A 13,288-nucleotide genomic window follows, 5' to 3' on the forward strand; every position below is an offset into this window, starting at 1 on the left:
GCAACCCGAAGGATTTTCAAATAAGGTTTAACAAAACTTATATCTCGTAATCATAATTTCACGTTACAATAATCTAATAACATCCTGATTTACATTTTGTTTATATCGATGCATATTTTCATTTAACAGCATTGCAAATCAGAATATTTTGTTTTTTTAAAAATTGTCTTACTTTTGCAAAAGAAACAAACAAAATGACATTTTTCGAAACAAATACATGGTGGTGGCACAGATTATTTCTTAAATCCGGGAAATAAGCTGGTCGTTCTATGTTAAAAATATAAGACCTGTCGGAATTCCCGGCAGGTCTTTTTTTATTTAAAAATAACAACATATGAAGCCGATAAAGATTTTAGCACACACACAGGCATTACCTGCAGGCATAACGGACACGGAAACTCCTGTCAGCATTTACCTGAAGTTGCGGGACAAATTCCCCAACACTTCACTACTGGAAAGTTCGGATTATCACGGGAACCGTAACAGCCGCAGTTTTATCTGTTTCGATGTCAAAGGTGGGTTTGAGGTCAACCAAAACCTGATAAAAATTCTATACGCTGACGGATCTAAAGAAGACAGGGAAATTACCGGCTCAGTTAAAGTTGTGGATGAGCTTAAAAAGTTTCTGGATTCATTCGACATTTTCAGATTGGGTGAAGACATGGATAACAACGGCATTTTCGGGTACAGTGCCTATGACGCCGTTCAGTATTTCGAAAACATCAAATTCAGTTCGCCCGAGCCGGTAGGATATCACATTCCTGAGATGCGCTATTTCTTTTACCGTTATATTATTACGTTCGACCATTTTAACAACCGGATATATCTGACCGAAAATCTTATGGAAGGCGAAGACAGGACACTGGACAGAATTAAGGTGATCCTGAACGATAAAAAACTGGGCGCCCATAAATTCAATCCTTCAATGGATGAAGTCTCCAACCTGACAGATCAGGAATATATGAATATGGTTACGCACGGAAAGTCACACTGCTTTAGAGGCGATGTTTTTCAAATCGTACTTTCAAGACGGTTTTCTCAGAAATTTAAAGGTGATGAGTTTAATGTGTATCGTGCTTTAAGAAACATCAATCCCTCTCCTTATCTGTTTTATTTCGACTTTGGCGGATATAAAATATTCGGATCATCCCCGGAGGCGGAAATTAAGGTTGAAAAAGGCAAAGCAATTATTAATCCGATAGCCGGGACCTTTAAAAGAACCGGAAATGACGAACAAGACAGAATTCTGGCAGATAAGCTTTGTAAGGATGAAAAAGAAAATGCCGAGCATGTAATGTTGGTAGACCTGGCAAGAAATGATCTGAGTCGGAATTCGGACCATGTTATTGTAGAAACCTACAGGGAAGTTCAATATTATTCCCACGTACTTCATTTGGTTTCTGAGGTTAGCGGCAAGCTGAATAAAGGCACGAACCCTATAGAAGTTTTAGGAAACACATTCCCGGCAGGAACATTATCCGGAGCACCAAAGTATAAAGCAATGGAACTGATTGATAAATATGAATCTGAAGCAAGAGGTTATTATGGTGGTGCCATCGGTTTTCTTGGATTCAATGGCGATGTGAACCATGCCATAATGATTCGTTCATTTTTATGTAAAAACAATACACTTTATTATCAGGCCGGTGCAGGAATCGTTTCGGAATCGAAGGAAGAAAGCGAGCTTAACGAAGTTAATAATAAGCTGGGGGCTTTGAAGAAAGCAATAGAAACAGCCAAAGAAATATAGCTATAGACACAAGTATCAGGACACAAGTATCAAGATTAACTAAAATAATTTAGGATGCATAATTATCCGGAGTTAAAAATATGGCAACAAGCCAGAAGTTTAGTAAAATCTATTTATACATTAACAGATTCGATAGATCAAAATCAACAATATGTTTTAATTAGTCAGATGCAACGTGCGGTTTTATCGATACCATCAAACATTGCCGAAGGTGCAGGAAGACATACAAATAAAGAATTTGTTCGATTTCATTCAATCGCAAACGGCTCAGCTTTTGAATTAGAGACACAATTATTTTTATGCATTGATCTGGGTTATGTATCAGAAGAAAATGTTAGCTCTGTCATCAATGATCTTAAAGAAATTCAAAAAATGATTTATCGTCTCAGTGAATCACTAAAACAGAGTCTTGATTCCTGATACTTGATACTTGATACAATATTAAATATATAAATTATCAAAAGATGAAAATATTAGTGCTTGATAATTACGACAGTTTTACATACAACCTGGTACATTATTTAAAGGAATTAAGTACTGCGCAGGTTGATGTATATCGAAATGATGAAATTTCAGTTGAGGAAGTCGGGAAATATGATAAAATACTTCTTTCTCCGGGACCTGGCATTCCTGACGAAGCAGGAATTCTTAAACCCCTGATTAAACGATGGGGCGAAAGCAAGTCCATTTTTGGTGTCTGTCTGGGATGTCAGGCTATCGCAGAGGTTTATGGCGGAAGCATCTACAACCTGAACAAGGTTTACCACGGTGTGGCAACTACCATGCGAATTACTGATAAAGAAGAATTGCTTTATAAAAATGTTTCAGAAGAATTTGAAGCGGGACGTTACCATTCGTGGGTTGTAAGCAAAGAAGACCTTCCCAAAGAAATGCATATTACCTCTGTTGATGACAAGGGTGCGATTATGGGAATACGCCACCAGACACATAATGTCAGAGGCGTACAATTCCATCCTGAGTCAATACTAACACCGGAGGGAAAGAAAATGATTAAAAACTGGTTAGAAAATTGCTGAGATGAAAAAGATATTACAACGACTTGCAGAACATCAAACGCTGACTAAAAAAGAAGCGAAAGAGGCTTTGTACGCCATTTCGAAAGGAGAAGTTAATAATTCTCAGATTGCAGCATTCCTTACCGTATTCATGATGCGTTCCATCACGGTAGACGAATTGAGTGGATTTCGCGAAACCCTTCAGGAGCTGTGCCTTCCAGTTGATTTTAGTGATTTTTATACTATTGATTTATGCGGAACCGGAGGTGACAGTAAAAATACCTTCAACATCTCAACCCTTTCATCCCTTGTGGTTGCCGGTGCCGGCGAAAAGGTTGCTAAGCACGGAAATTACAGCGTTTCATCTTCGTGCGGATCCAGCAATGTGATGGAATATTTTGGCTACAAGTTTACCGACGACGTGGATAAGCTGAAGAATCAGATAGATAAACACAACATCTGTTTTTTGCATGCACCGTTGTTTCATCCTGCCATGAAAGCTGTAGCACCGATACGCAGAGAGCTTGGTATGAAGACCTTTTTTAATGTACTTGGTCCTATTATTAATCCATCGAAACCGAAAAATCAGATGGCCGGTGTTTACAACCTTGAAACAATGAGGATGTACAATTATATTCTTCAGCAGACTGATACAAACTATATTATTATTCATTCGCTTGACGGTTATGATGAAATTTCCCTCACAGGAGACTTCAAAATTACAACCAACGTAACCGAAGAAGTGATGCGACCGGAAGATCTTGGGTTCAGACAACTGAAAGAGGAAGAACTATTTGCAGGACACTCTGTAAAGGAAGCCGCCGAAATTTTCGAATCCGTTCTTACCGGCCAAGGAACCGAAGCTCAGAACAACGCCGTTTTGTCAAATGCCGGAATGGCCCTGAAATGCGTCAGAAATTCCAAAACACTCGAGGGCTGCATAGAAGATGCACGCGAATCACTTATGGGTGGTAAAGCGCTAAACGTACTAAAACAGATTACGAACTGATCATGAATATTCTCGATAAGATAGTAGCCAATAAAAAAGTAGAAGTCGCCGAAAAAAAGGTGATGATTTCTGAAAAACAGCTGGAGAAAAGCATCAGTTCCGCTGCTATTCCGTCTTTAAAAACATTTTTACAGGATCCGGAAAAGTCGGGAATTATCTGCGAATTTAAACGTAAATCACCTTCAAAAGGACTGATAAATGGGAATGCGCAGGTTCAGGATGTAACCCGAAATTACGAACAAGCAGGCGCCAGTGCTATTTCGGTTCTAACCGACAAAGCATTTTTCGGAGGAACCGCACAGGACCTCACCGATGCACGCGATGTAACAACGATCCCAATTCTTAGAAAAGACTTTATTATTGATCCGTTTCAAATTCTGGAAGCCCGTGCAATAGGGGCAAGTGCTATCCTTTTGATTGCAGCGATACTTGAGAAAGATGAAGTAAAATCACTGGCTCAGTATGCATACTCCCTTGGCCTTGAAGTTTTGTTTGAGGTTCATAATGCTGAAGAACTTGAAAAGTACGATCCCATCATCGAAATTGTCGGCGTCAACAATAGAAACCTGAAAACCTTTGAGGTTAATATTGACACCTCGGTTGAAGTTGGAAAGTTTATTCCTGAGAATTGTGTTAAGGTAGCCGAAAGCGGAATCAGCGATATAAAGAACATTCAATACCTGAAGCAATTTGGTTTTGAAGGTTTTCTTATTGGCGAAAATTTCATGAAAACCAATGATCCGGGGCAAGCTTGTATTGATTTTATAAAAAACATTAAAAACACAGGTATCTAGACACCAGAATCAAGATAAAAATTAATATGATGTATAATTATCTGGAGTTAAAAATATGGCAACAAGCCAGAAGTCTGGTGAAGACAACTTAACAACTGACTGACTCCATTAAACAAAATCATGATTCTTGATACCTGATACTTGATTCTAAAATTTAAAAAATGAAAATTAAGGTATGTGGGATGCTATATAAAGACAGCATTAAAGATGTTGCCGCATTAAATCCGGACTTCATGGGTTTTATATTCTATCCCAAATCACCGCGATACGTAGTCGGCAAACTTAATCCTGAAATTCTGGGATCATTGCCTCCATCAATTATTAAGACAGGAGTTTTTGTGAATGAAACATTTGAAAACATTCTGGATTTGGCTAAAATATATGATCTGACAGCATTGCAGCTTCATGGAGAAGAAACACCTCAATTTTGCGACCGGTTACACGATCTGGGTTTTATAATTATCAAAGCTTTCAGGATTGATGAACATTTCGATTTTAATCAGTTGAAGTCTTATGAAGTAAGTTGCGACTATTTTTTGTTTGACACCAAAACTTCGGCATACGGGGGTAGCGGAACGAAATTCGACTGGCATATTTTAAACCGGTATAAAAATAGTAAACCTATCTTCATGAGTGGAGGAATAGGCCCCGGTGATGAATCTGCAATTTCCGATCTAAGCAATCTGAATATTTATGCATTGGATTTGAATAGCAAATTTGAAACTGAACCCGGATTAAAAGATGTTAACCAACTTACTGCTTTTTTGACAAACATCAGGGCGAATGAACCTAAATGGGACTTTTAACCGCCTTATTATTAAAATATTGAGTGCACAAGAAAATTTATAAAATGAGAAGAATACAATCTAAATATCTTGCAAATCAGGAAGGATTCTACGGCGATTTTGGAGGAGCATACATACCCGAAATGCTACAACCCAATATTGACCAACTTCTGGATACATATGAACCCGTTATATTTTCGGAAGCGTTTCAAAAAGAATTTGCAGAATTACAAAAGGATTATGCCGGCAGACCAAGTCCACTTTATTATGCTAAAAATCTGAGCAGGAAGTATAATACAAAGATTTATCTTAAGAGAGAAGATCTGAACCATACCGGTTCACATAAGCTTAATAATACCATTGGCCAGATACTGCTGGCAAGGCATATGGGTAAGAACCGTATCATTGCAGAAACCGGTGCCGGACAGCATGGTGTAGCTACAGCTACGGTTTGTGCCCTAATGGGACTACAATGCATTGTTTATATGGGTGAAACCGACATTAAACGACAGGCCCCGAATGTTGCCAGAATGAAAATGCTGGGAGCAGAGGTCAAGGCAGCTACCTGTGGGAATAAAACGCTTAAAGATGCTACCAATGAAGCAATACGTGACTGGATTAATCATCCGGAAGATACATATTATCTGATCGGATCCGTAGTCGGTCCTCACCCCTATCCTGATATGGTTGCACTCTTCCAGTCGGTGATCAGTGAAGAATTAAGATGGCAACTAAAAGAGAAAACCGGCAATGAGAAACCGGATCATGTCATTGCTTGTGTTGGTGGAGGAAGTAATGCTGCTGGTTCATTTTATCATTTTCTGAATGATGAGGATGTAAACCTGATTGCGGTAGAAGCTGCCGGATTGGGAGTTGATACAGGAGAAACTGCCGCTACAACCAAAACAGGTGACACCGGTATTATTCATGGAAGCAAAACTCTCCTAATGCAGGATAACGACGGGCAAATCATTGAGCCATATTCTATTTCTGCCGGACTGGATTATCCTGGAATTGGTCCTTTACATGCCAATCTGTTTAACAGCGGAAGGGCTGAATTTCTGAGCGCCACCGATCAGGAAGCATTAAATGCCGCTTTTACCCTGACCGAAATTGAGGGTATTATTCCTGCACTGGAATCAGCGCATGCATTGGCAGCACTTGACCTAAAAAAGTTTGGCCCCGATGAAACAGTTGTAATAACAATATCAGGCCGCGGAGACAAAGACATGGAAGCTTATATGACTGAAATGATGAAACGAAACATCCTTTAATACAAATCAATGAACAGAATAGACATCCTTTTTCAGAAAAAGAAAAACAATATATTATCGGTATTTTTCACTGCCGGTCATCCGAATCTCAATGATACTGTTACCATCATTAAAAAGCTTGAAGAATCAGGTGCAGATATGATTGAGATTGGCATGCCATTCAGTGATCCGTTAGCCGATGGTCCTGTTATTCAAAAAACAAGTGAACAAGCCTTAAAAAACGGGATGACCCTGGACCGACTTTTTGAACAATTAAAAGATATCCGTGATAAGGTAAAAATCCCACTGCTTTTAATGGGATACCTGAATCCTGTGTTTAAATACGGTATTGAACGTTTTGCAAAGAAGTGTCACGAGGTTGGTATAGACGGACTAATCCTCCCGGATCTTCCAGCCAGCGAATATTTAAGAGATTTTAAAAAACTGTTTGAAGCAAATAATCTGCATAACATATTTCTTATTACACCACAAACCAGCAGTGACCGTGTAAAACAAATTGACGAACTGACCGGTGGATTTATATATATGGTTTCATCAGCATCAACAACCGGAACAAAAACCGGTATCGATGAAATACAAACTGCATATTTTGAGCGTATTAAAGATCTTAAACTTAATTCGCCAAGATTAATTGGTTTTGGCATAAAGGATAAATCAACCTTTGAAAATGCATGTAATTATGCAAACGGAGCGATTATAGGAAGTGCATTTGTAAAGTCATTAGAATTGAGCAGAGATATAAATTCAAATATTGAAAGATTTATAAAATCAGTTATCAACAAATAATATCTATTTATGATAGTCGATTATACAAACTACAGATTCATATACATTTGTAATACAACAATTTAAGCCAAGTTCTACAAACAAATACTATAAATACAAAATAAATATTCTAAATATTATAACAAACCATAACATATTGATTAACTTCGAATTAAATGAATTTATAGTAATCATATATTAGAATTTATAATTATTTTTCTAATATAAAGACTATTTTATTCGTCTATTTATACCAGTTTTAAATTACATATCACGCATTCTATATATATCGATTACTATATGCATATTAAGTGAAACAAAATTTTAATATCAGCTTAAGTATTTCTATTTAAACAATTTAAATATCCATCAATAGGTATTTTCCCTACTATGAAAAAAATGATAATTTAAGTAGTATCACCAATTGTCACACCCTTTATTGTACTCTAAATTTGTTTTTAGAATTAATGCTAACCTACAATTGCAGTCACGGGGCTTGACTCAATTGAATATCATACTGTTTGGCTCCCAGTAACTATTTTGTCAGAATAAAAGAAAGAAAATGTGACTGACAGTAGGCTTGCCTGTGTCTTTTAGCGAAATTTCGAATCTTATTTGATAAATAAAATACTATTAGAAGAAACTCTTAGATAAAGATTTCAGCATGAATAAACCAAAATTTCCTCAATCAAAGATTAAAAAGATTCTCCGGGAACATGAAGTCGGATTATCTGTTCAGGATATACTTAAAAAGTATAGTATCAGCATGGCAACATTTTATAACTGGAAGAAAAAGTACGAAGGTTTAAATCTTGCCGAAAACTGTAGAATACTCGAACTGGAAGAAGAAAATGACAGGCTGAAACGCATGTTTGCGGAGCTCAGTCTGGAAAACATGTCTTTACGTAAAAAACTTGAGAAACTTTTATAAGATATTATATATCACACATTTTCAGATTTAGTAAATCTGGTTATATTAATAAAATTTACACAAGTGATTAATATTAAATATAAAATCTTAAATTTGTTTTCTGACCCTGATGCCGGTTGTGATACTGGTACTTCTCTATATTGTAAAACCCATCATCCTCAACATAACAAAAAATATCTTAATCATGATTAAAGAGCGTGAACCCATCCTTGAAAAATCGAGCGTCTTTATTCAGGTCTTATTAACCGTTGCAACATTTATAGCAGCACATTGGTTGTCTGACAAGTTTATTCGGCCATTGCCCAAAGATGTGACAGATTACCAGTATTTAACAATTTTGGTTGTGCTAATTTGGTTTATTTTACTAGATCAGTTTGGTCTTGGGAAGATGTTACGGTTCAAAATGTATTCGACACTCTTTCTGGAATATTTTACTGCGCTTCTGGTAGGGAATATATTACTGTATACAGCCATTGTATTATTGGATTTCAACAATATTTCAAGGGGAGTACTGGGAGTATTTGCACTCTTAAATTTACTTGCCTTATTCTCATTTAAATTTTTCCTTTATTCAACAATGAAGTTTTTCAGGCGTAGGGGTTACAATACCAGATTGGTATTGATAATTGCTGATGAACACTCCGACTATTTCATTGAAAGGTTAGTGGAGATTCCGGACTGGGGATATAAGATTTATGGAATTATGACTAAGGATGAGCATATAATTTCTAAGTATAAACGGGAATGTAAAATATACCAACCAGATGCACAATTATCTGAAATCATAGATAATGTGGCTATTGAAGAGGTCATATACTGTAAAAGTTTTTTCGATCAGAATGAAATCCAGAATTACATTTATACTTGTGCCGAAGTTGGGGTAGTTTTCAGAATGCAGTCACAACTATTAAGTTTTGTGAAAGTACAATCGAAAGTATCCTATCTCAGCCAGATGCCTTTTTTAACATTCAGAAATACGCCCGACAATTATTTGGCATTGAAGATGAAAGCGTTCAGCGATGTCGCATTCTCTGCTATTGTTTTAACTCTAGTCTCTCCGTTAATGCTGATCATAGCCGGATTAATAAAACTGGATGGCGGCCCGGTATTTTTCAGACAAAAGAGACTTGGATTACACGGCAGAAACTTCGATTGCTTAAAGTTTCGAACTATGGTAACCAATGCCGAAGAACTGAAAGCTAAATTAATGCATCTGAATGAACAGGAAGGCCCTGTATTTAAAATCAAAAATGATCCAAGAATTACAAGGATAGGACGTTTCCTTAGAAAAACGTCTTTAGATGAACTCCCTCAGTTTATTAATGTACTAAGAGGTGATATGTCTATAGTGGGGCCAAGACCGCCTCTTCCATCGGAAGTTAAACAATATATTCGCTGGCAATCCAGACGTTTAAGTATGAAACCGGGGATAACCTGTATCTGGCAGGTGTCAGGTCGTAACAATATCCCGTTTCATGAATGGATGAAAATGGACATGCAGTATATTGACAATTGGTCGCTAAAACTTGATTTTATTATCCTACTTAAAACAGTTAAAGTCGTTTTAACCGGAGATGGACAATAAAACTAAAATATTAACACGTTTTTTAAATGTAAACATGTCAAACTTCAATAAGAAAAAATGAAAAAGCCCACCAATCTCCTGTTATTTTTAATTCTGGTTTCTTTGCTCTCCTGTAGGAGTATGAAAGATATAACATATCTGCAAGATATTTCTAACAGAGAAGTAATAATCCCTAGTAAAAATATGATATCAGAATATAAATTACGACAAAATGACAACTTGTATATTAACATTAAAACTTTAGATCCTGAAGTAAATATATTATTTAGTACATCAGGTCAAACCGGAAACATGATGACCGGAACTACGCAGATGTATGGAAATGAAGTTGGGTTATACATTAATGGCTATCAACTGGACTCCGTAGGCAACATAACTTTACCAATATTAGGTACCATAAATATAATGAATTTGACTCTTGACGAAGCTAAAAACAAAATATACGTCAAAGCTAATGAATATTTGCAGGACCCTGTTGTAGCAGTCAAGTTGTTAAGTTTCAAAATTCAAATTAGTGGAGAAGTAAATAAACCTGGTATTTACTATTATTATGAAGGATCAATGACTATACTGGATGCAATTACAATGGCTGGGGGGATTACAGATGAAGCGAATATTAGAAATGTATATATTATCAGACAAAAAAATAATACTAATGAAATTTACAATATTGATTTAACTAATAAAAAAGCTTTCAGTTCAGAAGCATACTATTTGTATCCCAATGATATGATTTATGTAAAACCAGGTTTCAATAAAAAATATAGTTTAAATGTTCAAACCTATCAATTAATTTTATCAACCATAAGTACATTAGTTGGATTACAATTTCTATATCAACCAATAGATTTAGGGAACTAAGGGTTTTCTTTCTAATATTTAAGTTAAAATTTTAATGATGAAAAAAGAAGATAGTACCGTTTACACAATTGAAAAGCAACTTTTACAAGATGACAGTGAAGTTATTTACAGATATCTGAAGAGATGGCCCTGGTTTATAGCTCTTAGTGTGATTGGTATAATATTAGGTTTTGCAAAATATAAATCTACACCTCCAACCTATGAAGTATCTACAAAAATTATAGTAAAAGGCGAAAGCAATCCGTTAAAGTCCAGCATATCAGTGGATAATATATTTAGAAGTTCCACAAATTCAAATATGTCTAATCAATTGGAGATACTTCAATCCTATACCAATTACAGAAAGGCATTGGAGAACCTGAACTGGCAGGTAAGTTGGTTCACAAAAGGGAAATATTACGATAAAGAAGTGTATGGAACGACTCCTGCAGAAATTGCAATCCCATTAAATGCAAAAAATATTCACAGTATAGCAGTTAATGTTTCCATCAAAGATGATGAAAGCTTCATAGTGAATGTAGATGGTAAAGCGAATATTGATGGTGAAGAAAAAGAGATAAAATTTGAAAAAAGTGGTGTTTTTGGTCAACCATTTGTAAATGAATACTACAATTTTATTTTATATAGAAATGAAAGTGGCCCCAAAGGGAACTTTTATTTTGTGTTTAATAACTTTAATCGGATGGCACAGAATTATTTAAAAAAAGTTCAGGTAGATGTTACAAATACAAATTCTGATGTCATTCAAATGACTCTAACCGGGACAAATCCTCAAAAAGAAGCGGATTTTTTGAATGAATTAAACTCTGTGTTTATCACGTTAGGACTGGAAGAAGAAGAACGTGATGCTGAAAACTCTGTAAGTTTTATTTCCGATCAGTTAACAAAATTGAAAGATTCACTGGATAGATCAGAAAAAGCATTTACGGATTATCGCAGTAAGAATCAAGTTGTTGACCTTAGTCAAGAGGCTGATTTTATATATAAGAAACTCGAAGATATAGAATCCGAACGTTATGATGCTAATATGCGTTTAAATTACTATACAAACATTCAAAATTATATCGATGATTCGGATAAGATAAAGCAAATTAGTACTCCTTCTGTTGCAGGAATAGATGACAACAACCTGGAAGCCATGTTAACAAAGTTAACAGAATTATATAATCGAAGAGAGATACTATCATACAGTGTAAAAGAAAAGTCCCCGAGTTATATTTTAGTTGAGAAGGAAATTAACTTAATAAAAAATAGTTTAAAGGAGAATCTTAATAACTTAATTTCAAATACAAAATCTGAGATTTCAGAAATAAACAAAAGAAACAGGGAAATACAGGCCCGTTTGGAAAAACTCCCAAAGACGGAAAAAGAACTGATTGGTATCCAAAGGGAGTTTGAATTGAATAGTACCATGTATAATTACATGTTAAAGAAAAAGGCAGAAGCTGAACTATCACAGGCATCAACAGCCCCCAAGGTTCAGGTTATTGATAAAGCGTTACCTGAATCTGCAACTCAGATTGGGCCCAATATGAAAAATACAGTGGCAATAGGCTTAGGAGTAGGTTTGGCTATACCATTTTTAATCATTTATTTATTAGAGACTTTCAGTTCCACAGTTCGCACAAAAGATGAAGTGGATAGATTAACAGAATTACCTGTGATTGACGGAATTATTCTCTCAACAACAAAAGATAAACTACCCGTAATAAAAAATCCCCGATCTGGTTTGGCAGAATCCTTCAGAGCTTTACGTTACCGGATTAAAAAACTTGTTCATGAAAACGGACATGCCGTAATTTCTGTTAACTCTATGATGCCAGGCGAAGGGAAATCCTTCGTATCCTCAAATTTAGCTGCAATATTTGCAATGAATGATAAGAAGGTATTACTTGTTGGAGCTGACATCAGAAAACCTAAATTGGATGTTATTTTTGATACAAAGGATACAAAAGGACTTACGGACTTTCTATCTGGGAATTTGGGTTTTAATGATGTAATTATTGAAACTAAAGTTGGAAATTTATATTTTACTCCGGCAGGAGAAGTTCCTCCCAATCCAACTGAATTGCTTGAAAAAACCCGGTTATCTGAATTTATTCGGGAAGCAAAATCCAAATTTGACTTTATCATTCTTGATAACGCACCATTCTCACTTGTTTCAGATGGGTTAATTACAAGTAACCTGGCAGATTTAACCCTGATTGTTGTAAGGATTAACAAGTCCAGGCGCAAAAACATACAGGAACTGGATAATGTTGTTCAGTTAAATAAACTTGAAAACGTTTCTGTACTTGTCAACGGACTGAACGGAAGTCAGATTTCCAAGGGGTATGTTAAAAAAGGATATGGCGTATACTCTGAGAAATATTCCTGATTGCTTCTCCCTTTAAACTGAATATGAAAGAAAAACATTATGTACTCCTTATTACCTTGGTATTTTTTCTAACCGAAGTAATAATAGGGAGCAGAATTTTCATATGGCTTGATGAAGGATTTACACTGAATACTACCATGC

Annotated in this window: 12 protein-coding genes; all 12 read left to right on the forward strand. The window is 35.8% G+C overall.

What is annotated here, in order from left to right; genetic code table 11:
- Window positions 1-334: 334 nt before the first annotated feature.
- The 12 genes from ACE1ET_RS07035 to ACE1ET_RS07090 all read left to right on the forward strand — a co-directional run bounded on the left by ACE1ET_RS07035 (window position 335) and on the right by ACE1ET_RS07090 (window position 13,147).
- Window positions 335-1,750 (forward strand): anthranilate synthase component I family protein, encoded by a 1,416-nt coding sequence (locus tag ACE1ET_RS07035; protein ID WP_375727669.1) that lies wholly within the window; start codon window positions 335-337, stop codon window positions 1,748-1,750.
- Window positions 1,751-1,804: 54 nt separating this feature from the next.
- Window positions 1,805-2,170, forward strand: a complete 366-nt coding sequence (locus ACE1ET_RS07040) for a four helix bundle protein (protein ID WP_375727670.1) — start codon at window positions 1,805-1,807, stop codon at window positions 2,168-2,170.
- Window positions 2,171-2,214: 44 nt separating this feature from the next.
- Entirely contained in the window at window positions 2,215-2,787 is a 573-nt protein-coding gene (locus tag ACE1ET_RS07045; protein WP_375727671.1) for an anthranilate synthase component II, read from the forward strand.
- A 1-nt stretch (window position 2,788) separates the two neighbouring features.
- Entirely contained in the window at window positions 2,789-3,775 is a 987-nt protein-coding gene (gene trpD / locus ACE1ET_RS07050; protein ID WP_375727672.1) for an anthranilate phosphoribosyltransferase, read from the forward strand.
- Window positions 3,776-3,777: 2 nt separating this feature from the next.
- Window positions 3,778-4,569, forward strand: a complete 792-nt coding sequence (gene trpC, locus ACE1ET_RS07055) for an indole-3-glycerol phosphate synthase TrpC (RefSeq protein ID WP_375727673.1) — start codon at window positions 3,778-3,780, stop codon at window positions 4,567-4,569.
- A gap of 161 nt (window positions 4,570-4,730) precedes the next feature.
- A complete protein-coding gene (locus ACE1ET_RS07060; RefSeq protein WP_375727674.1) occupies window positions 4,731-5,375 on the forward strand; it encodes a phosphoribosylanthranilate isomerase in 645 nt (214 codons plus the stop codon).
- Window positions 5,376-5,419: 44 nt separating this feature from the next.
- Window positions 5,420-6,628: a tryptophan synthase subunit beta gene (gene trpB, locus ACE1ET_RS07065; protein WP_375727675.1), complete on the forward strand. Its 1,209-nt coding sequence runs from the start codon at window positions 5,420-5,422 to the stop codon at window positions 6,626-6,628.
- Window positions 6,629-6,637: 9 nt separating this feature from the next.
- On the forward strand, window positions 6,638-7,414 hold the full coding sequence (gene trpA, locus ACE1ET_RS07070) for a tryptophan synthase subunit alpha (protein ID WP_375727676.1): 777 nt from the start codon (window positions 6,638-6,640) through the stop codon (window positions 7,412-7,414).
- Between the two features lie 643 nt (window positions 7,415-8,057).
- A complete protein-coding gene (locus ACE1ET_RS07075) occupies window positions 8,058-8,324 on the forward strand; it encodes a transposase (protein WP_375727677.1) in 267 nt (88 codons plus the stop codon).
- A gap of 184 nt (window positions 8,325-8,508) precedes the next feature.
- Window positions 8,509-9,909, forward strand: coding sequence for a sugar transferase (locus tag ACE1ET_RS07080; protein WP_375727678.1), 1,401 nt, complete (start codon window positions 8,509-8,511; stop codon window positions 9,907-9,909).
- Between the two features lie 120 nt (window positions 9,910-10,029).
- Window positions 10,030-10,770 (forward strand): polysaccharide biosynthesis/export family protein, encoded by a 741-nt coding sequence (locus ACE1ET_RS07085; protein ID WP_375727679.1) that lies wholly within the window; start codon window positions 10,030-10,032, stop codon window positions 10,768-10,770.
- 34 nt (window positions 10,771-10,804) lie between these two features.
- On the forward strand, window positions 10,805-13,147 hold the full coding sequence (locus ACE1ET_RS07090) for a GumC family protein (RefSeq protein ID WP_375727680.1): 2,343 nt from the start codon (window positions 10,805-10,807) through the stop codon (window positions 13,145-13,147).
- Window positions 13,148-13,288 lie beyond the last annotated feature (141 nt).

Origin of the sequence: Quyinboa mangrovi (genome assembly GCF_042219825.1) — a bacterium.
Taxonomy (GTDB): domain Bacteria; phylum Bacteroidota; class Bacteroidia; order Bacteroidales; family UBA5342; genus JBHJHP01.

Coding starts and splice junctions, on each gene's coding strand:
- ACE1ET_RS07035 (WP_375727669.1), top strand. CDS start 335: ATGAAGCCGATAAAGATTTTAGCACACACACAGGCATTACCTGCAGGC.
- ACE1ET_RS07040 (WP_375727670.1), top strand. CDS start 1,805: ATGCATAATTATCCGGAGTTAAAAATATGGCAACAAGCCAGAAGTTTA.
- ACE1ET_RS07045 (WP_375727671.1), top strand. CDS start 2,215: ATGAAAATATTAGTGCTTGATAATTACGACAGTTTTACATACAACCTG.
- trpD (WP_375727672.1), top strand. CDS start 2,789: ATGAAAAAGATATTACAACGACTTGCAGAACATCAAACGCTGACTAAA.
- trpC (WP_375727673.1), top strand. CDS start 3,778: ATGAATATTCTCGATAAGATAGTAGCCAATAAAAAAGTAGAAGTCGCC.
- ACE1ET_RS07060 (WP_375727674.1), top strand. CDS start 4,731: ATGAAAATTAAGGTATGTGGGATGCTATATAAAGACAGCATTAAAGAT.
- trpB (WP_375727675.1), top strand. CDS start 5,420: ATGAGAAGAATACAATCTAAATATCTTGCAAATCAGGAAGGATTCTAC.
- trpA (WP_375727676.1), top strand. CDS start 6,638: ATGAACAGAATAGACATCCTTTTTCAGAAAAAGAAAAACAATATATTA.
- ACE1ET_RS07075 (WP_375727677.1), top strand. CDS start 8,058: ATGAATAAACCAAAATTTCCTCAATCAAAGATTAAAAAGATTCTCCGG.
- ACE1ET_RS07080 (WP_375727678.1), top strand. CDS start 8,509: ATGATTAAAGAGCGTGAACCCATCCTTGAAAAATCGAGCGTCTTTATT.
- ACE1ET_RS07085 (WP_375727679.1), top strand. CDS start 10,030: ATGAAAGATATAACATATCTGCAAGATATTTCTAACAGAGAAGTAATA.
- ACE1ET_RS07090 (WP_375727680.1), top strand. CDS start 10,805: ATGATGAAAAAAGAAGATAGTACCGTTTACACAATTGAAAAGCAACTT.